Below are 18,275 nucleotides of genomic sequence, written 5' to 3' on the forward strand. Positions count from 1 at the left end.
TCCTCGTCTGCCAGTGCGCAGACAAAGCCGAAATTTCTGTGTTCTGCGGGTGTTTTTTACACGACAAGAGCGCATACAGGCATCTGCCTGTATGCGTCCTGTGTGAGATGGATTTACTGCACCTTGTTGGCTTCCTCGTTCACCAGGGCCAGCAGCTTGTCCACGTCGATGCCGTGGACCATGCAGGCCTCCTCCACGGTCTCGCCGCGGGAAGAGGGGCAGCCCAGGCAGTGCATGCCGATGGACAGGAAAATAGGCGCGGTCTGAGGAGCCACGTCCAGAATATCACCGATGATGGTGTCCTTCTTGATCTCGATCATGAGGGATTCCTCCAAATTATAATAATTCCGTCATTTCTTCTGAAAATGAACGCAGATATTATACCCCACTTCTTTTCAGAATTCAATAGAAATCCGCAGGTTTCTGCAAAAGATTGGGCGCACGAAGTGCGGAATCGGATAAAAAGAAAGGACACCCGGAGGCGTCCTTTCTTTTTGATGGCTTGTTATCTCTGCTGCTCGCGCATCTTGGCGAAGCACTCGCTACAGTAGACGGGACGATCGCTCTTGGGCTCAAAGGGAACCCGAGCCTCGCCGCCGCAGGCAGCGCAGACAGCGGTGAAGTACTCCCGGGGACCACGGGCAGCGGCCTTGCGGGCGTCACGGCAGGCCTTGCAGCGCTGGGGCTCGTTCTGGAAGCCGCGCTCAGCGTAGAACTCCTGCTCACCAGCGGTAAACACGAACTCCTTGCCGCACTCTTTGCAAACTAAGGTCTTGTCTTCGAACATGATTTTACCCTCTCTTCGACAGAAAAAATATATGCGTTCAGCGCTTGCTGAAATCGCCGGAAAGTAACTGCTGTGCCATTTTACGACGGATCCGCTGCACAGCGTTGTCCACGGATTTTGGGGGTCTGCCGACTGTCTCGGCAATCTCCCGACAAGAAAGGCCGTCTAAATAGTACCCCAAAATCTTCGCTTCAAATTCGGACAACTGTTTCCGGACACCAGTCAAGAGACTTTGGGCGTGTTCCCTGTCGATGAGAAAATCTTCAGGGTTCCGCTCTGCCAGATTACCGGTTCCAGAGGTGTAGGAATTACTATCAAAGAAGGGCGTATCCAGAGGAACTGACTGATTCAGGGGAAGGTGCTTATCACCCGCCGCAGAGCGGAGGGCTGAATATAGCCGGTTGCGAATGCAGGTTTCCGCGAATGTCCGGAAGGAGGCGGCTTTGGAGGCGTCGTATTCCCGGACCGCGTTCATAAGCCCAATCATCCCCTCCTGGGTCAGATCTTCGCTGTCCCCGCCGATGAGAAAATACGGACGGGCGCAGGTACGGACCAGACGGCTGTACCTCGTGACCAGAAGCTCTTCGGCCAGACGGTCTTCCTGACTGACCAGACGGCAGAGCTCCTCATCTGAGAGCAGACGCAGGCGATCAAATTGGGTCTCACCACGATTTCGCATATGTTATTATACCTGTCTTTTATCGGAATTGTCAAGCAAAATATCAAAAATATTCAGGGGAACCGTCAGATTTTTAGTGATTTTATAAAATCCGCCAGACGCTCTGCTGTTTTTTCGGCGATTTCCGTGGTCTTTGCCTCCACCATGACCCGGATCAGGGACTCGGTTCCGGAGGCGCGGACCAGAACGCGGCCCTCGCCGTGAAGGGCGCTCTCCTCCCTGTCAATCGCTTCCTTCAGCGCCGGAGACGCCATGATGCTCTCCTTCACGCCCCGGTCGTGGGGCACTTCTACATTGACCAGCACCTGGGGATAGACCGCGCAGACAGAGACCAGCTCGCTGGCCTTCTTTCCGGACCGGGCCAGGACCTGCAGGAACTGCAGGGCGGTCACTTCGCCGTCACCGGTGGTTTCCAGCTCCGTGAAGATGGTGTGGCCGGACTGCTCGCCGCCGATTCGGTAGTCGTGGCGCAGCATCTCCTCCAGCACGTTCCGGTCGCCCACGCTGGTGCAGACCAGCTCAATGCCGTGGTTCCGGCAGAATTCGTGGAGGCCCAGATTGCTCATGACTGTGGCCACGATGGTGTTGCCGTTGAGCTTGCCCCGGCGCTTCATGTCCAGAGCGCAGACGGCCATGACCTTGTCGCCGTCGATGGTGTTTCCCTGCTCATCCACCAGCAGGCAGCGGTCGGCGTCGCCGTCAAAGGCCACGCCGATGTCGTAGCCGCCCTTCACCACCGCGTCCGCCAGACTCTCCAGATGGGTGGAGCCGCAGCGGCTGTTGATGTTCACGCCGTCCGGGTCCTTGTGGATGAAGTCCGTGTGGGCCTTGAACCGGCCGAACAGCTCCGGCGCCGTGGCGCTGGCCGCGCCGTTGGCGCAGTCCGCCAGAATCCGCAGGCCAGCCAGGTCGCTGTCCGCCGTGGAGGCGGCGAAGTTGATGTAGTCCTGCTTCAGCTGGCGCATGCCGTGGTGCCGCCGCCCGATCTCCTCCCGGGTGCGGAGCTTCATGGGCTCTGGGGAGAGGATCTTCTCTTCAATGCGGCCCTCCACCTCGTCGGAGAGCTTGTAGCCCTGGCCGCTGAAGACCTTGATGCCGTTATGCTCATAGGGATTGTGGCTGGCGGAAATGACGATGCCCGCGTCCGCCTTCTCCTGCCGGGTCAGATACGCCACCGCAGGCGTGGGGATGGTACCCAGGGGCTTCACGTCGCCGCCCACGGAGCAGATGCCCGCCATCAGGGCGGACTCCAGCATATCGGAGGAGATGCGGGTGTCCTTGCCGATCATGATGACAGGCCGGCGGCCCGTCTCCTCTGCCAGCACTGTGGCCACTGCCTGGCCCACGCGGAACGCCTGCTCCGCCGTCAGATTTTCGCCCACGACGCCGCGGATGCCGTCGGTCCCAAATAATTTACCCATAGATTCAATTTCCCTTCTATTCATGTTCATGCCAAAGCGCATGATAGCGCTGCGTTACAGTGACAGCTGCTCTCCCTCCGGGGCGAAGCCGCCGGGCAGGGACAGATGGAGGTGCTGGTACGCCTTCTGGGTCACGCACCGGCCCCGGGGCGTCCTGGTCAGGAAGCCCAGCTGCATCAGATACGGCTCGTAGACGTCCTCCAGCGTGACGGACTCCTCGCCGATGGTGGCGGCCAGGGTCTCCAGGCCCACGGGGCCGCCGTTGTAGTTCTCGATGATGGCCCCCAGCATCCGCCGGTCCACCGGGTCCAGACCCAGATGGTCGATCTCCAGGGCGCACAGGGCCTCGTCCGCCACCGCCTTCGTGATGACACCGTCGGCCTTCACCTGGGCGAAGTCCCGGACGCGACGCAGCATCCGGTTGGCGATACGGGGCGTGCCCCGGCTGCGCCGGGCAATCTCATAGGCGCCCTCTGGCACGATGTCCACGTTCAGGATGCCGGCGGAGCGGGTGACGATCTTCGCCAACTCCTCCGGCGTGTACAGCTCCAGCCGCAGGGTCACGCCGAACCGGTCCCGCAGGGGCGCGGACAGCTGTCCCGCCCGGGTGGTGGCGCCGATGAGGGTGAACTTGGGCAAGTCCAGACGGATGGAGTTGGCGCTGGGGCCCTTGCCCACGATGATGTCCAGGGCATAGTCCTCCATGGCAGGGTACAGGATCTCCTCCACGGACCGGTTCAGCCGGTGGATCTCGTCCACGAACAGGATGTCGTTCTCGTTGAGGTTCGTCAGCAGCGCCGCCAGATCGCCGGGCTTCTCAATGGCCGGGCCGGAGGTGATGCGGATGTTGACGCCCATTTCCTGGGCGATGATGCCCGCCAGGGTGGTCTTGCCCAGGCCCGGAGGGCCGTGGAGCAGCACATGGTCCAGCGGCTCCGTCCGCTTCCGGGCGGCCTCGATGAAAATGGCCAGATTGTTCTTGGCCTTCTCCTGGCCAATGTACTCCCGCAGCGTCTTGGGCCGCAGGGAGCCCTCCTGGGCGTCCTCCTGCAGGAAGGTCTTGGCCACGATGGGCTCCTCGTAAATGTCGTTTCCGAAGTCGATGCTCAAAATGTCACTTCCTTAGGTTTCCATATCCCCTGCGCCGGGAGAGCTTTAAAACCGGCAGTCCCGGCTCCCGAAGGACTCCAGGATATCCCGGACACTTTCCAGAAACATCTCCTCACCCCAGGTGTTGACCTTGAAAAACACGGCCTGACTGCCGCCGGAGGTGATGGCGGAGAGGAACAGCTCCTCTCCCCTGCCCGCCAGCGTCAGGTTCAGACTCACCCGGTTGCCGCCGGCAAAGCTGTACCGCTCGTAAACCCGGACGGCGCAGCGGACGTCCCCGGCGGCGTAGTCGCTGCCGTCCTCATAGGTGGCGGAGGCGCTGCCGCTGAGGATGCCGTTGTGCAGGCGCTGCAATACGGCATCGAAGTCTCCCGTGATGGTGCACTCGAATTTTGCCATGTCACTTCACCATCTTTTTCAGACTCTGACGGATGATCTCCTCCAGAGGCAGTCCTTCCACGTCCACGCCCTTCATGGCCTGAGCGGCCTCCTGACTGGAATAGCCCAGCACCGCCAGCGCCTGTGCGGCCTCGGCGGCCTTGCTGGTGAACACGGTTGCCGCCGGAATGCCCTGACCGCCGGAGAAGTCCAGACCGGCGGCGGTCTCCTTGCTCATCTTATCCTTCAGCTCCAGGATGATGCGCTGGGCGATCTTCTTGCCGATGCCCGGCGCCGCCGTCAGGGTCTTGGCGTCCTCCGTCACGATGGCCATGGCCAGGGATTCCGGCGTTGTGGAGGACAGAATGGCCAGCGCCGCCTTGGGCCCCACGCCGGAGACGCTGATGAGCAGCTTGAAGCTGTTCAGCTCGTTCTGGGTGGCGAAGCCGTACAACTCGAAGATGCCATCGCCCACGTTGAGATAGGTGTAGAGCTTCCCCTTCTGGCCCTTTTTCAGACGGCTCAGGGTGTTGTTGGTAGTCTTGCAGGCGTAGCCCACGCCGCCGCAGTCGATGACGGCCAGATACGGAAGAATCTCGGCAACCGTGCCGTCCAGATAGTAGAACATATGTATCCTCCAGCGTGTCTCCAACCGAGAAATCAGGCGTTGATGTGGTTACAGAAAATTTCTGATTCCTCATTTTTGATTTCTGATTCGTTAAATAGTTTCCTTCACATCCGTGACCTGGGGCAGACGGGATGTGGCGCTTCTGGCGTGGCAGATGGCCAGGGCCAGCGCGTCGGCGGCGTCGTCCGGACGGGGCACCGACTTCAGCTTCAGCAGACGGCGGGTCATGTCCATCACCTGGCGCTTCTCCGCCTTGCCGTAGCCCACCACCGCCATCTTCACCTGCGACGGCGTGTACTCATGGAGCGGGATGCCGCATTTCTCGGCGGCGTACAGGATGACGCCCCGGCCGTGGGCCACGGCGATGCCGGTGGTGATATTGTTGTTGAAGAACAGCTCCTCAATGGCGATGGCGTCCGGCTTCGTCTGGCCGATGAGGTCCTCCATGTCCGTGGCGATCTGGTACAGCCGCTTGGAGAGAGGCAGCCCCGCCGGGGTGGTGATGGCCCCGTAGGTCAGCATATGGACTTGTGCCCTCTCCGCCTCCACCAGACCGAAGCCGATGGTGGCCACGCCGGGATCAATGCCTAAAATGCGCATGGGCCTCCCCTTCCAGGTTACATTCTATGTCAGTATAGCAAATTTGAAGGCGGAGCGCAACAGGGAAAACACGTCGAAATTCTCTGCTGAAACCCGCAGAAAAGCCGGAGAGAATGCGCACGGCGCATTCTCTCCGGCTTGTTGACACAGAGAATTGTCTGACCGTCCATCACGGCAGGGGGATCACTATGTTGATCTGGAAGGCGCTGAAGGGCATTTCCGGCACCATTTTACCGGCACATACAGAAATTGATGAGCGTCATTCTGCACGAATCATTTGATGGGAACGGCCACAGGGATCGTCTCGGTGGTGACATGGCTGTAGTTGGGGCACAGCCACACCTCGCCGCCGTCGTATCCGCTGAGGGGCAGCACCACGTAGAGCCGGCCCTCCGATTCCTCCAACGGCTCTGTGATGGGACCTTCGATGTAGGGCGAGCCGGTGGTCATGGAGATGCCGTTGCCCTCGTGTTGGTTTCCCTCCGCGTCATAATAGGTCATGCCGAAGGGCGAAAAATGGTGGCCCTCCTTTTCCAGAACGCTGAACTGGACAAGCCAGCCGTTGTCACGGCGCTCCGCGCTGTACAGCTCCACGCCCTCCGGCAGCCAGTCCGCCGTTCCGTTTTCCAGGTCGATGCGCACCCGCTCCCGGTCTTTGTCCAGCCATTTGGCGCCGGTGATGCGGAGCGTCAGATGTTCGCTGCTGCTGAAGTAGGGGCTGTTCAGCCAGTAGGACAGCATGGCGGGACTGCCCTCCGGGTCACCAGTAGCGCTGATGCCGTTGGTGATGGATGCAAATGTCTCGCCCCGCTCGTTCTCCAGACAGAAGTCCAGGCTCTTCAGCCAGGCTGTGTTGTCCGGGTCCCCGGTCACGTTCATTCGCACATGGGTGGGATAGACCTCCGCCTCCGTCACCGTGACGGTCTGGCCGTCCAGCGGAAAGGTCCGGTTCACCGGGATCAGCTCTCCTTTGGCGGTGTAGTCCGGGTCAAAGGTCATATCGAAGGTGAACTGCGCCAGGATGTCCGGCTCCTCCGGCTGAGGTTCGTCCAGCATGGAGTACTCCGTGGGTTCCTCTGTGTGGGTCATGTCCTCGGTATAGGTCGTCGCGCCGAAGGTCATGGTGAAGCCCTCCGGGACGTCGCCGTCCATGTAGTCCAGGGTGAATTGCAGCAGGCTTCCGGGAGGCTGGCGGTAGTCGGCGCCCATGATGGAGCAGTGCTGATCCGGGGTGAATTCCGGCATCTCGGCGGAGAGGTTGTCGTAGTCCCCCTCCAGGGTGAAGAAGATGTTCACCTGCTTCCGGTCCACGATAATGTACTGGATCGTGGCGGTGATGCCGTTCACCGTCTGGGACTGTCCCACGGGCTGAACGTAGTCATTTTCCACGGCGGCGCTGAGGGACGGCGACCAGGCCACGGCCTTCGCCAGTTCCCGCAGCACCGGCACGGAGCCGCAGGCCCGGGCAAAGGGCGGGAACAGGTTCACCAGCAGGACGAATCCGGCAAAGCAGGCCGCCAGACTGACGGCGGGAATGCCGAAGATCCGCCGTTTCTTCTGTGAATGATAATCCCTTGACAGTGTTTTTTGAACAACGGTTTTCAGTTCTTCCGGGGTGTTTTCCAGCTCCGCCAGCAGGGCTTCGTATTCCGGATTGCGGTTCATGGCTTCGCCTCCTCTCCCAATTCCAATCGCAGCAGCTGCAGCGCCCGGCGCTGTCGGGTGGACGCCGTCCCCTGGGGAATATCCAGCGCCGCGGCGGTCTCTGACAGGGTGTATCCGCCGAAGTACCGCAGCACCACCACCTGACGCAGCTCCTCCGGCAGGCGGCGGATGGCCTCCTTCAACGGCAGGGCGTCATAATCATCGGGACCGGCGGTGTCCGGCAGGGCTTCCTCCCCTTCCGGGGCGAACCGTTTCCGGCGACGCAGCTCCCGGTGGCACTGGTTGATGAGGATGCGGGTGATCCAGGTGTCGAAGAACTCCGGCTGACGGAGCTGCTTCAGGTGGCGCAGGGCCTGATACACCGTCTCATCCACCGCCTCCAGGGCGTCGGCCTCGCTGCCCAGGTACAGATACGCCGTGCGGTACAGGCGGACTTTGACGGCGTCTGTCCGGCGGACGAATTCCTGGCGGTCCATGGCGTCCCTCCTCTCTCTTTCTGATGATTAGAGTCTCTGGAAGCGGATTTTGATTGCGGACGGGAAAAATTTTTTTCATAGCGCCGGACATGCAAAAACGGAGCCGCCGCAAACGCGGTGGCTCCGCCATCCGGCATATGTAATGCGCTGTCACGCCCTGGGATGGGCCTTCTGATAAACGTCCTTCAACTGGTTCTTGATGACGTGGGTGTAGATCTGGGTGGAGGAGATGTCCGCGTGGCCCAGCATCTCCTGGATGGAGTGCAGGTCCGCACCGTTCTCCAGCAGATGGACGGCAAAGGAGTGGCGCAGCGTGTGGGGCGTGATGTCCTTCTGGATGCCCGCCTTCTCCTGATAGAATTTGATGATCTTCCAGAATCCCTGACGGCTCATCCGCTCGCCGTTCATATTGACGAACAGAGCCGGTTCCTCGGTGTCGGCGATGATCTGTGGCCGGACGTTCCGGACATAGTCCTGCAGCGCCTTGACGGCGGTGCGGTACATGGGGATGATCCGCTCCCGACCTTTGCTTCGGCAGCGGATGAAGCCTGCGGACAGATTCAGGTCGTCCAGGTCCAGGGAGATCAGCTCGCTGACCCGAATGCCGGTGGCGTACAGCAGCTCCAGCATGGCGTGGTCCCGGCAGCCCTTGGCGTCCACGCACTGGGGCTGCTCCAGAAACAGCTCCACCTCTTTGGAGGTAAGGATCTCCGGGTATTTCCGCTCCGCCTTGGCGGCGGAGATACCCTTGGTGGGATTCGTCTTCACCACACCTTCAGACATCAGATAATTGTAGAAAGACTTGAGGGAGGCCAGAAACCGGGTAATGGAGGCGGTGGACTTCCCCCGCGCCTGCATCCAGGCCATACAGCTCTTCACCATGTCGGGCGCGGCGTCCTCCGGTGTGCAGTCCTCCTGGGCGTGCAGATAATCCGCAAACTGATGGACGTCCCGCAAATAGGAACTCACCGTATTGGCGGAGGCATGCTTCTCTCCGGACAGATATGCCTCGTAAGCCACAATATGATCCGTCATCAGCACGCCTCCTCCCTCTTGATGATTTTCATTCAGGTCAAAATATGCTCCAGTACCAGTTCCAGTAGCGCTGGACTCAGAAACAGATCCAGCAGGACTCCGGCCAACAGGATGCCTGCGGCGATCCCCGAACGGAGCCACCACTCGCTGCCGTACCGGACCGGCTGTGTTCTTCTGCCGCTGCGTCCGAAGGACAGGGTTGCCAGCGCCGCGGCGTTCTGCACGGACGGCACCGCCAGTGCGAAATAGCACGGCAGCGTCACGAAGCACCGCAGACCGAACACGGCCAGCGCCAGCAGCACTCCTCCGCCGCCAAAGGACGCCGTGAAGCAGCAGACGGAGAAGGACAGGAAAAAACCATACGCCACGGTCACGACCGGCAGCAGCACCACCCCTGCTGACGCAAAGCCCAACAGAAACGCCAGCACCGGATACCGGAAGTAAATCAGCAGTGTGGACAACAGGACCTTCCGATCCGGGCTCCGGTCGCGGCTCAGGGAGAAATAGCCGGTCAGATACCGCTCCAACTCCTCACCTGTGCCTGCCGGGACCCGCTCTGACAGGACCTGTCCCAGAACGATCCCCGCCGAAAAGAACAGGGCCAGCAGCACCAGTCCCAGAAGAAAGCTCCGTTCCTGCCGCTGCACGGCCTGTCTCTGCTCTGTTCGTACCGTCACTCCGCCTCACCTCGGGAAAGCCTATGCGCTTTCATCGCTGATTATGAGGCGGTTGACGTAAATCCTGATGCATTCATCATATTCCAAAAACCTGGTTTTCGCAAGGAATTCCCGGGAGATTTTTTCTTTTTGTAAATTATGCTAAATATTATGTTAACTATATTATGTTAACTTCGTAAAATAGTGATGGGAGGGGCGGAATTCGCCCAAAAAGAGGCCCAGATATGGTGCCGCTGTGTCAACTGCCGCACCATATCTTCGAAAACCGTCCCCCCTCCCCTCTTCCGCCGGACCGCCGGCAGTGCGGAAGAGAGTTTGTGATGAATTTGTCAGGATTGTGCGTTTTGTCAATGGGGCTGACGGCGGCGTCAGCTCCGCCGCCGGACCGCGGGACGTTTTTTCCGTTTCTTCTTCCCGCCGCCTCCCAGCAGGCCTGCCAGAAGCCCGCCTGCGGCTACGGCCAGCAGCAGGACCACCGTCTGTCCGGTCTGTGCGACGCCGTCGTAGACCAGCAGTCCCGCAAGGGACAGCAGAACGGCAAAGCTCAGCGCAGTGAGCATCGCCGACGGCAACGCTCCCAGGCCGGACCGCCGCGCGGCATACAGTCCCCCAGGAAGCATCGCCAGCACGGCAGTGACCGCCTGGGCCGGGAAAAGCCGTTTTTCCGGCAGCGCCCCTTTTACCGCCAACAACGCCAGCAGCATTTGCAGCAGAATGTACAGGAGCAGGGTCATTCCCGTCCCCTTCAGAAATGCCGCAGCCGATTCCTTCTGTTTTGACATAGTGATCCCCCATTCCGCCGCTGTGCGCGGCACATATCATGAAATGTCCGGTAAAGCGGATCTGTGCAAAAAGGGCCTCCCCTGCCGTATGCCCTGTTGGAGCATATGACAAGGGAGGCCCTTCTTATGATGGAGTTTTCAGAAAATCAGGACGCCTTACTTCTCAGAGGGCTCCTCGGTCTTCTCGACGGGAGCAGGAGCGGCGGGCTCCTCGGGGACCGCGTCAGAGATCTCCTTCTTTTCCTTCTTCTTGGCCTCCGGCTGATCGGTAGCCTGGATGCCAGTGGTGGAGACAGCCCACTTGGTCAGCTCCATGCGGACGCGGTCCTCACTGGTCTCAATGATGATAGTTGCGTCGTTGACCTGGACGATGGTGCCCACAATGCCGCCGATGGTGGTGACCTTGTCGCCCTTCTTCAGGCTGTTCCGCAGCTCCTCAGCTGCCTTCTTCCGCTTGTTCTCCGGACGGATGAGCATGAAGTAGAACAGGACCAGCAGCAGAACGAGCATTACGATAGATTCCATAGTGCAAAAAACTCCTTTGTAAAAATCAGAATGGAAATATTATATCAAATACAGCAGGTTTTGCAAGACCTTTCTTTGGAGATGGCGTGCCTGTCAGACCCGCTCCTCCAGCCGTCCGCTGTACCGGGCCCGGAAGTCGTCGAAGGTGCCGTCATCCAGGGTCTGGCGGATGCGGGCCGCCAGTTCATTATAAAAGTACAGATTGTGCAGCACCGCGAAGCGCAGGGCCAGCACCTCGTCCGCCTTGAACAGGTGGCGCAGATACGCCCGGGAGAAGCTGCGGCATACAGGGCAATGGCAGCTCTCGCTGATGGGCCGGTCGTCGGTGGCATACTTCTCGTTGAGAATGTTGACAGTCCCCTCCCAGGTAAACAGCTTGCCGTGGCGGCCATTGCGGGAGGGCATGACGCAGTCGAAGAAATCCACGCCCCGGCTTACCGCCTCGATGATGTTGCTGGGCGTCCCCACACCCATGAGATAGCGGGGCTTGTCCTTGGGCATATGGGGCTCCACCGCGTCGATGATGTCGTACATCACCTGGGTGGGCTCCCCCACCGCCAGTCCGCCGATGGCGTAGCCGTCGCAGTCGATCTTGGCGATCTGCTGCATGTGCCACACCCGCAGGTCCGGGAAGGTGGCTCCCTGGTTGATGCCGAACAGCAGCTGGCCGGGATTGATGGTGTCCGGCAGGCTGTTGAGCCGGTCGTGCTCCGCCTTGCACCGCTCCAGCCATCGCAGGGTCCGCTCGCAGCTGGCCTTGGCGTACTCGTGGGTGGCGGGATTCTCCACGCACTCGTCAAAGGCCATGGCGATGTCGCTGCCCAGGTTGGACTGGATCTGCATGGACTCCTCCGGACCCATGAAGATCTTGTGGCCGTCGATGTGGGAGGCGAAATGGACGCCCTCCTCCTTGATCTTCCGCAGGCTGGCCAGGGAGAACACCTGGAATCCGCCGGAGTCCGTCAGGATGGGGCCGTCCCAATCCATGAATTTGTGAAGTCCTCCCAGCTGGCGGACGATCTTGTCACCGGGCCGCAGGTGAAGGTGATAGGTGTTGCTGAGTTCGATCTGGCAGCCCACCTCTTTCAGATCGTGGGCAGAGACGCCGCCCTTGATGGCCCCCTGGGTGCCCACGTTCATGAACACCGGCGTCTGGACCACGCCGCCGTGGGCACAGGAAAACTCGCCGCGCCGCGCGCGGCCCTGGGTCTTGAGCACTTTAAACATGAATTTCTCCTAAAACGTATAACGTATATTGATATTCTGGGATAGCCCGCGGTCAATGGAGGAACATGGCGTCCCCGAAGCTGAAGAACCGGTACTTCTCCTTCACGGCTTCGTTGTACGCCGCCAGAACATGCTCCCGTCCGGCGAAGGCGGACACCAGCATGATGAGGGTGCTCTCCGGCAGATGGAAGTTGGTCACCAGCGCATCCATGACCTTGAATTTGTAGCCGGGATAGATATAGATGTTCGTCCACCCGGCTTTGGCCTCCATGTGGCCGTCCTCCGCCGCCCAGCTCTCCAGCGTCCGGCAGGAGGTGGTGCCCACGCAGATGCACCGGCCGCCGTGGGCCTTCGTCCGGTTGATGAGGTCCGCCGTCTCCTGAGGGATGGTGCAGAACTCACTGTGCATCTCATGGCTCTCGATGTCGTCCTCCTTCACGGGACGGAACGTGCCCAGGCCCACATGCAGGGTGACGTAGCCGACGCCCACGCCCTTGGCCGCGATCTTCTCCAGCAGTTCCTTCGTGAAATGGAGGCCCGCGGTGGGGGCGGCGGCGCTGCCAAGGACCTTGGAGTACACAGTCTGATACCGCTCCTGATCCTGTAATTCCTCCTTGATATAGGGCGGCAGAGGCATCTTGCCCAGATGCTCCAGTACCTCCAGGAAAATGCCGTCGTAGTCGAACCGTACCAGTCGGTTGCCGCCCTCCAGCTCTGCCGTCACTTCAGCGGTGAGCTCGCCGTTTCCAAAGGACAGCCTGGCGCCGGTGCGCATTTTCCGTCCGGGCCGCACCAGGCACTCCCAGGTCTTCTCCCCCCGGTCGATGAGAAGCAGCACCTCGCAGGCGCCGCCGCCCAGCAGCCGCTGGCCCAGAAGCCGGGCTGGCAGCACCCGGGAGTCGTTCAGGATCAGGCAGTCGCCGGGGTTCAGAAAGTCCGGCAGCTCATAGAAATGGTGATGCTCCACCGCGCCGGTGGCCCGGTCCAGGGTCATGAGGCGGGAGCCGTCCCGCTTTTCAATAGGGGTCTGGGCGATGAGTTCCTTTGGTAAGTCGTAGTAGAAATCGCTTGTTTTCATAGTCTTCCTGTTCCCGTCACCGGATGGTGACGTCTGTGTAATAGAAATGCAGAATGCCCTCGTAATCATAGCCCTGCTTGGCCATGGCATTGGCGCCGTACTGGCTCATACCCACGTTGTGGCCGTTGCCGGTGCCTGTGACGACGATGGTATCGCTCTTGGATGCGTTCTGAACGCTGCTGCCAGTGAGAGGCAGCGCCCTGGTGCCGCCGGAGGTGACGACATAGGGCGTGCCGCCGCTGTAAGAATTGACCGTTCCGCCGCCGGAGATAACGCTGACGCCCTCCAGCGAGCTCAGCAGCGTGCCGCTTCCATTGATCGTATAGCCGGAGGCGTTTCCGGTGCTGCCGCCGGGGGTGACAGCGCCGCCGTCCTGTCCGTTGATGGTAAAGCGCATGCTGCGGACGTTTTTGTTATAGGAGGTGCTGCAGAAGGCGTAGCGGGCCTTCTCCCCTTTTACCGTCAGTGTCTTGCCGGAGGTGTCCACAAACGTCACCTTGCCGACGTTGCCCATCTGGGTGAACTCCGATACATAGGCGTCCGCAATGGTGCCGATGGAATAGCCGCTGTTCCGGAGAATGGCGGTCAACTCCGACGGCGTGAACGTCACGGTGTAAGAGTAGTCCGGAATGGAGATGGTGGACTCGTAGGGGTCTTCCTTGCCCACCAGATAGGTGGTGACGCCGCCGAACACGTTTTCAGAGTCCTCCGTGGCGCCGCCGTCGGAGGAGAAATACAGCGCCTCGATGAGCTGGCCATCGGCATACAGGCACTCCCCCGCCGTGGCCTCCACGGCACGGTCTGTGGCGTCGGCGGCGCCGGAGCGGCCATTGTAGACCTGACAGTCCGTGGTGTTGCAGACGTCAAAGCCGTAGAGGGACAAGTGCTTCGTGTTCCGGCAGGCGAAGGTCCGGGCACACACCGCCTGGGCCTTCAGCGCCTCCTCCGGCCAGCTGCCGCCCATCTCGTGGGGCAGGACGCCCTTCACGTAGTCCTCCAGATCCACCACGTTGATGACGTTGATGTTTCCGCCGGTGACCCGGTCGTACTGGAAGCCGCCGTTGTACTTGTAGCCCTTGAACCAGGTGACGGCGTCCATCCGCCCGTCGGGCAGGACGCCCAGGCTCTCTGCGCCCTGGCAGTCAAACTCAAACAGCACCTCCGTGGTTTTGGTGACGGTGACCACCACGCCGGTGGAGCTGCCGGACACCACTTCGCCGGAGACGTCCAGTTCATCCAGCGCGTCCTCCGCGTCGTCCTCAGACGTCCAGCAGCCGATCCGCACCACGAAGTTTCCGGCGATGTAGGCGGGATAGCCGCCGTCGTACTCCGACGCCGTGTCCTCCGCCTCCTCGTAATCGTCAAAGACATCGTCCAGCTGGACGTGATACTTTCCGATGACGCCTTTGCTGCCGGAGGTGCCCGCGGAATAGGCGCCGTCGCTTCCGACGGCGATGTTCCCCGCCGCCGTCATGGAGATGGCGGTCTCCCGGGTGCTGCCCAGATACTGAAACTCCCGGTCGCTGTCGAACCAGCCGAACTCGTAGCCCTCGCCTTCCTCGTTCAGCAGATTGGCCGAATACAGCGCGCCGGAACCGTATTTCAGGCCCACCTTGATGGTGTCCTTCTCCGCCGCGGAGGCACCGGCGGCGCCGCAGAGGAAAAATGTCACAACAAACAGCATCGTTACCAGGTACTTTTTCATGCAGCCTCCCAAATCGTCTTTCTTGACGAAATACCAGAAATGTGTTAGTATACATACAAATGTCCGTGGTGGAGAAACAGATGCTTCTTTCCCACCAACGGAGAAAATTCGGCGGTTCTATTATAGTACATGGAAGCGGCCTTTTGCAACCTCAATCGCCAAAAGCCGCCTCTGAAATCCGCAATAACAGGAGGAAGAAATCATGGAAAAGTTCAAGGTCGGTATCATCGGCGGCACGGGTATGGTGGGCCAGCGGTTCGTCACCCTGATGGAGAATCACCCCTGGTTCCAGCTCACCGCCATCGCGGCCAGCGGCCGCAGCGCCGGCAAGCCCTACGAGGAGGCTCTGGCCGGCCGCTGGGCGCTGGATGTTCCCATGCCCGAGGAGGCCAAGAAGCTGGTGGTGCTGGACGCTGAGGCGGACGCTGAGAAGCTGGCCTCTATGGTGGACTTTGTGTTCTGCGCCGTCAACATGAAGAAAGACGAGATCCGCGCCCTGGAGGAGAAGTACGCCAAGCTGGAGTGCCCGGTGGTCTCCAATAACTCCGCCAACCGCTGGACCGACGATGTGCCCATGGTAGTGCCCGAGATCAACGCCGACCACATCGCCATCATCGACGCGCAGCGCAAGCGTCTGGGCACCAAGCGGGGCTTCATTGCCGTGAAGTCCAACTGCTCTCTCCAGAGCTATGTGCCCGCCCTGCATCCCCTGCGGAAGTATGGTCTGGAGCAGGCGCTGGTATGCACCTATCAGGCCATCTCCGGCGCGGGCAAGACCTTCGAGCGTTGGCCCGAGATGGTGGACAACTGCATCCCCTACATCGGCGGCGAGGAGGAGAAGAGTGAGCAGGAGCCTCTGAAGCTGTGGGGCCATATCGACGGCGACAAGATCGTCAAGGCCGAGGGTCCCTCCATCACCGCGCAGTGCTTCCGCGTGGCCTGTCAGGACGGCCACATGGCCGCCGTGTTCATGAAGTTCGCCGAGGGTCAGAAGCCCTCCATCGAGCAGATCCGCGAGGACTGGGCCAACTTCCGCGGTCCCGCCCAGGAGCTGGAACTGCCCTCCGCTCCCAAGCAGTTCCTCCACTATTTTGAGGAGGCCGACCGTCCCCAGACCCGTCTGGACCGGAATCTGGAGCACGGCATGGCCGTGTCCATCGGCCGTCTGCGGCCCGACACCCAGTACGACTATAAGTTCGTCTGCCTGAGCCACAACACCCTCCGCGGGGCCGCCGGCGGCGCTGTCCTGCTGGCCGAGCTGCTGTGCAAAAAGGGCTACATCACCAAGAAGTAATTTCGGACATATGACGCAGGCCCGCCCCAAAAGGGCGGGCCTGCTGTTTTATTGCCTGGCAAGTTCAGTCATCACCGCGTCAAACCGCTGGAGATTTTCCTCCAGAGAGCATGTTTCGTCATACGCATAGCCGGTCTCGTCCGCCGAAAGACAGACGTCGTTCCCTGTCAGCCACCAGAGATCGTCCCGGGGATGCGCCGGGTCGATGCCTTCCAGCGCGTCGTCGGTGGTGAGCAGCAGGCGGCTGTGGGACAAAAGCCCGTTAATGTCCTCCATAAACGACGCGATGGCCGCCGGGTCGAAGTCATGGCCCAGAGGACTGCCCCAGTTGATGTCGAACGCTACGCCGTTTTGCTGAAGCACAGATTCCCCGCCGCTGCCGTCCAGAGAGAACAACTGATAATTGTACCCGCAGCAGCCCTGATACATGGTGGGATGATACCGGAGCAGATTGTCTTCCCCGTCCAGCGTGCAGGCAAAGATGGAATTCCAGCCCACATGCTGGGGCGCCGCCCAGTCCGACCACAGCGGCGTTCCGTCCGCCTTCCGGACGTGCAGCTCATACCAGGAGACCTGTTCGCCGTCACCGTCCGGTGCCCACAGCGTCACAAGCTCCGTGACTTCCGGCTCCCCGTCGTGGTCGAAGTCGTATGCTTCGGACAGCACCTCCGTGGTTTGTTCTAAGGTATTGCCAGCCAGCTGACCGCCGTCCATCAGGAGAGAGCAGCGGTAAGTATGTTGTTCACCTTCGTCGCCGCCCCGGCCTACCGTCAGCAGCAGGTCATAGTCCTCCTCCGGAACGTCCTTCCCGATCCAGGTCCCCCAGGGCTGATCCGCGGGCAGAAAGGTGTACTCCGGGATGGGTGAGCCGTCCGGCAAGGTGAAGTCCCAGGATGTCCAGGTGTCTGTCTCGATGAATTTTACCGCCTGCCAGGTACGGGCGCCGTATGTCAGCGCCAAATACCGGCTGTCCGGCGACCACAGGACCGACTGGGTGACCCAGCCTTGCTCCTCCCACAGCACCTCTCCGGTTTCCCGATTTACGAATTGAATACTCTCGGGCGGCACCACGCCGCTGACATAGTTGTCCGTCTTCCCCACCGTCCGGGCCTCAAACCGGCCGTCCGGGGAGACAGACTCCCCCTCCAGCTCCGCCACCGGCGTGTTTGACAGCAGCTCCTCATAGCCGTTCTCCCCTTCCTGCAAGGCGTCTCTCGTGCCCCAGAGGGCGTCCGCCCCGATGACCGCCGCCGTAAACGCCAGCAACAGCAGCACACCCAGAATCTGTTTTCTCTCCAATGAAACCGCCCCCAGCACCGTTTTTCTTTCAGTTTATGGGCGGTTCTGGAGAAAGTCAATGCCAGTCCGGTTACAGCCAGTTACAATCCGGACAGGGCCGCCGGCTCATCTTCGGCGGGGGTTTTATGCAGGGTGCGGGAAAATATCACAAAATGGGCAAATGGTCTTTCCATTTCCTGCTGTTTATGATACACTTTAAATCGCAACAATACTTGTCCAAAGAAACGGAGAATGCCCGCATGGAGACCCGCACAGACAAACGCGCAAAAGGATTTCACCTCCCCACGGTGGGGCTTCGGAACATCAAGACCGCCGTCGCCGTCACGCTCTGCGCGTTGGTCTATTATTTTCTGGACCGTGGCCCGGCCTTCGCCTGCATCGGCGCCATTTTCGGCATGGGCAGCGACTACGGGACCAGCAGGCTTCATGGCGGTAACCGATTTTTCGGCACGCTGGTGGGCGGCTTCATCGGTATGGGCCTGTTCGCATTCTACATGTTCCTGTTCCCGGACGGCAGCAACCGCTGGCTTTTGATCCCGCTGTCCTTTATCGGTGTAGTGGTTCTCATTGTAGCCTGTCAGTATATCTGGGTGGGCGGCGTCCAGCCCGGCGGCGTGATCCTGTGCATCATCCTGTTCAATACCCCCACGGAGACCTATATCTCCTACGCCCTGAACCGCATTCTCGACACAGGCGTCGGCGTGCTGGCGGCCCTGTTTATCAATGGGATGCTCCCCGGCGGTTTCACCTTCGGTTTCATGCACCGCTTTTATCTCCGCGTCGGCATCAAGGATGATATCTGATCCGGCAAGGGACTCCGCTCCGGCGGGGTCTCTTTTTATGCAGCGAGTGCTGCATACTCCAAAAAACGTGCGCCTGAACATGTTCAGGCGCACGTCTGTGCGGATC

General features: G+C 60.5%; 20 protein-coding genes. 2 read left to right on the plus strand and 18 right to left on the minus strand.

The window, feature by feature from the left end; all coding sequences use genetic code 11:
- Positions 1-113: 113 nt before the first annotated feature.
- From ACTNBU_RS00310 to ACTNBU_RS00390, 17 genes are all read right to left on the minus strand, one after another.
- A complete protein-coding gene (locus ACTNBU_RS00310) occupies positions 114-320 on the minus strand; it encodes a DUF1858 domain-containing protein (protein ID WP_441029511.1) in 207 nt (68 codons plus the stop codon).
- A 185-nt stretch (positions 321-505) separates the two neighbouring features.
- Positions 506-787 (minus strand): zinc-ribbon domain containing protein, encoded by a 282-nt coding sequence (locus ACTNBU_RS00315; protein WP_441029514.1) that lies wholly within the window; start codon positions 785-787, stop codon positions 506-508.
- 37 nt (positions 788-824) lie between these two features.
- Positions 825-1,466 (minus strand): sigma-70 family RNA polymerase sigma factor, encoded by a 642-nt coding sequence (locus tag ACTNBU_RS00320; protein WP_441029517.1) that lies wholly within the window; start codon positions 1,464-1,466, stop codon positions 825-827.
- Between the two features lie 65 nt (positions 1,467-1,531).
- Positions 1,532-2,887 carry a phosphoglucosamine mutase gene (gene glmM, locus ACTNBU_RS00325; RefSeq protein WP_441029520.1) on the minus strand — a complete coding sequence of 452 codons (1,356 nt, stop codon included), beginning with the start codon at positions 2,885-2,887 and terminating at the stop codon, positions 1,532-1,534.
- Between the two features lie 54 nt (positions 2,888-2,941).
- The gene (gene ruvB, locus ACTNBU_RS00330) at positions 2,942-3,997 is read right to left on the minus strand and encodes a Holliday junction branch migration DNA helicase RuvB (RefSeq protein WP_441029523.1); all 1,056 of its coding nucleotides are present in this window, start codon (positions 3,995-3,997) and stop codon (positions 2,942-2,944) included.
- Positions 3,998-4,042: 45 nt separating this feature from the next.
- On the minus strand, positions 4,043-4,396 hold the full coding sequence (locus tag ACTNBU_RS00335; protein ID WP_441029526.1) for a DUF6054 family protein: 354 nt from the start codon (positions 4,394-4,396) through the stop codon (positions 4,043-4,045).
- 1 nt (position 4,397) lies between these two features.
- Positions 4,398-5,003 (minus strand): Holliday junction branch migration protein RuvA, encoded by a 606-nt coding sequence (gene ruvA / locus ACTNBU_RS00340; protein WP_441029529.1) that lies wholly within the window; start codon positions 5,001-5,003, stop codon positions 4,398-4,400.
- Positions 5,004-5,093: 90 nt separating this feature from the next.
- Positions 5,094-5,603, minus strand: a complete 510-nt coding sequence (gene ruvC, locus ACTNBU_RS00345) for a crossover junction endodeoxyribonuclease RuvC (RefSeq protein ID WP_441029532.1) — start codon at positions 5,601-5,603, stop codon at positions 5,094-5,096.
- A gap of 273 nt (positions 5,604-5,876) precedes the next feature.
- Entirely contained in the window at positions 5,877-7,268 is a 1,392-nt protein-coding gene (locus ACTNBU_RS00350) for a DUF4179 domain-containing protein (protein WP_441029535.1), read from the minus strand.
- Positions 7,265-7,744, minus strand: coding sequence for a sigma-70 family RNA polymerase sigma factor (locus tag ACTNBU_RS00355; RefSeq protein WP_441029538.1), 480 nt, complete (start codon positions 7,742-7,744; stop codon positions 7,265-7,267). The genes ACTNBU_RS00350 and ACTNBU_RS00355 overlap by 4 nt, the downstream gene beginning before the upstream one ends.
- A gap of 150 nt (positions 7,745-7,894) precedes the next feature.
- Entirely contained in the window at positions 7,895-8,779 is an 885-nt protein-coding gene (gene xerD, locus ACTNBU_RS00360; protein ID WP_441029541.1) for a site-specific tyrosine recombinase XerD, read from the minus strand.
- Positions 8,780-8,811: 32 nt separating this feature from the next.
- The gene (locus ACTNBU_RS00365; RefSeq protein WP_441029544.1) at positions 8,812-9,456 is read right to left on the minus strand and encodes a hypothetical protein; all 645 of its coding nucleotides are present in this window, start codon (positions 9,454-9,456) and stop codon (positions 8,812-8,814) included.
- Between the two features lie 368 nt (positions 9,457-9,824).
- A complete protein-coding gene (locus tag ACTNBU_RS00370; RefSeq protein ID WP_441029546.1) occupies positions 9,825-10,238 on the minus strand; it encodes a TIGR04086 family membrane protein in 414 nt (137 codons plus the stop codon).
- A 156-nt stretch (positions 10,239-10,394) separates the two neighbouring features.
- Complete coding sequence (yajC, locus tag ACTNBU_RS00375; protein ID WP_441029549.1) at positions 10,395-10,763, minus strand: preprotein translocase subunit YajC; 369 nt, start codon at positions 10,761-10,763, stop codon at positions 10,395-10,397.
- Between the two features lie 93 nt (positions 10,764-10,856).
- Complete coding sequence (tgt, locus tag ACTNBU_RS00380) at positions 10,857-11,990, minus strand: tRNA guanosine(34) transglycosylase Tgt (RefSeq protein ID WP_441029551.1); 1,134 nt, start codon at positions 11,988-11,990, stop codon at positions 10,857-10,859.
- 52 nt (positions 11,991-12,042) lie between these two features.
- The gene (gene queA / locus ACTNBU_RS00385) at positions 12,043-13,068 is read right to left on the minus strand and encodes a tRNA preQ1(34) S-adenosylmethionine ribosyltransferase-isomerase QueA (protein WP_441029553.1); all 1,026 of its coding nucleotides are present in this window, start codon (positions 13,066-13,068) and stop codon (positions 12,043-12,045) included.
- A gap of 16 nt (positions 13,069-13,084) precedes the next feature.
- Entirely contained in the window at positions 13,085-14,773 is a 1,689-nt protein-coding gene (locus ACTNBU_RS00390; RefSeq protein ID WP_441029556.1) for a SpoIID/LytB domain-containing protein, read from the minus strand.
- Positions 14,774-14,975: 202 nt separating this feature from the next.
- Between ACTNBU_RS00390 and asd the strand changes: the two genes are divergently transcribed.
- Positions 14,976-16,067 (plus strand): aspartate-semialdehyde dehydrogenase, encoded by a 1,092-nt coding sequence (gene asd / locus ACTNBU_RS00395; protein ID WP_441029559.1) that lies wholly within the window; start codon positions 14,976-14,978, stop codon positions 16,065-16,067.
- Positions 16,068-16,115: 48 nt separating this feature from the next.
- Here asd and ACTNBU_RS00400 read toward each other — a convergent pair whose 3' ends face one another.
- Positions 16,116-17,366, minus strand: coding sequence for a hypothetical protein (locus ACTNBU_RS00400; RefSeq protein WP_441029562.1), 1,251 nt, complete (start codon positions 17,364-17,366; stop codon positions 16,116-16,118).
- A 239-nt stretch (positions 17,367-17,605) separates the two neighbouring features.
- Between ACTNBU_RS00400 and ACTNBU_RS00405 the strand changes: the two genes are divergently transcribed.
- The gene (locus ACTNBU_RS00405; protein ID WP_441029565.1) at positions 17,606-18,169 is read left to right on the plus strand and encodes an FUSC family protein; all 564 of its coding nucleotides are present in this window, start codon (positions 17,606-17,608) and stop codon (positions 18,167-18,169) included.
- Positions 18,170-18,275 lie beyond the last annotated feature (106 nt).

This window comes from Dysosmobacter sp. HCP28S3_G4 (assembly GCF_052065175.1).
Taxonomy (GTDB): Bacteria; Bacillota; Clostridia; order Oscillospirales; family Oscillospiraceae; genus Oscillibacter.

What these genes read in the sequence shown, in the direction of transcription:
- ACTNBU_RS00310 (WP_441029511.1), bottom strand. Translation starts at nt 320, where the DNA reads ATGATCGAGATCAAGAAGGACACCATCATCGGTGATATTCTGGACGTG.
- ACTNBU_RS00315 (WP_441029514.1), bottom strand. Translation starts at nt 787, where the DNA reads ATGTTCGAAGACAAGACCTTAGTTTGCAAAGAGTGCGGCAAGGAGTTC.
- ACTNBU_RS00320 (WP_441029517.1), bottom strand. Translation starts at nt 1,466, where the DNA reads ATGCGAAATCGTGGTGAGACCCAATTTGATCGCCTGCGTCTGCTCTCA.
- glmM (WP_441029520.1), bottom strand. Translation starts at nt 2,887, where the DNA reads ATGGGTAAATTATTTGGGACCGACGGCATCCGCGGCGTCGTGGGCGAA.
- ACTNBU_RS00335 (WP_441029526.1), bottom strand. Translation starts at nt 4,396, where the DNA reads ATGGCAAAATTCGAGTGCACCATCACGGGAGACTTCGATGCCGTATTG.
- ruvA (WP_441029529.1), bottom strand. Translation starts at nt 5,003, where the DNA reads ATGTTCTACTATCTGGACGGCACGGTTGCCGAGATTCTTCCGTATCTG.
- ruvC (WP_441029532.1), bottom strand. Translation starts at nt 5,603, where the DNA reads ATGCGCATTTTAGGCATTGATCCCGGCGTGGCCACCATCGGCTTCGGT.
- ACTNBU_RS00350 (WP_441029535.1), bottom strand. Translation starts at nt 7,268, where the DNA reads ATGAACCGCAATCCGGAATACGAAGCCCTGCTGGCGGAGCTGGAAAAC.
- ACTNBU_RS00355 (WP_441029538.1), bottom strand. Translation starts at nt 7,744, where the DNA reads ATGGACCGCCAGGAATTCGTCCGCCGGACAGACGCCGTCAAAGTCCGC.
- xerD (WP_441029541.1), bottom strand. Translation starts at nt 8,779, where the DNA reads ATGACGGATCATATTGTGGCTTACGAGGCATATCTGTCCGGAGAGAAG.
- ACTNBU_RS00370 (WP_441029546.1), bottom strand. Translation starts at nt 10,238, where the DNA reads ATGTCAAAACAGAAGGAATCGGCTGCGGCATTTCTGAAGGGGACGGGA.
- yajC (WP_441029549.1), bottom strand. Translation starts at nt 10,763, where the DNA reads ATGGAATCTATCGTAATGCTCGTTCTGCTGCTGGTCCTGTTCTACTTC.
- tgt (WP_441029551.1), bottom strand. Translation starts at nt 11,990, where the DNA reads ATGTTTAAAGTGCTCAAGACCCAGGGCCGCGCGCGGCGCGGCGAGTTT.
- queA (WP_441029553.1), bottom strand. Translation starts at nt 13,068, where the DNA reads ATGAAAACAAGCGATTTCTACTACGACTTACCAAAGGAACTCATCGCC.
- ACTNBU_RS00390 (WP_441029556.1), bottom strand. Translation starts at nt 14,773, where the DNA reads ATGAAAAAGTACCTGGTAACGATGCTGTTTGTTGTGACATTTTTCCTC.
- asd (WP_441029559.1), top strand. Translation starts at nt 14,976, where the DNA reads ATGGAAAAGTTCAAGGTCGGTATCATCGGCGGCACGGGTATGGTGGGC.
- ACTNBU_RS00405 (WP_441029565.1), top strand. Translation starts at nt 17,606, where the DNA reads ATGGAGACCCGCACAGACAAACGCGCAAAAGGATTTCACCTCCCCACG.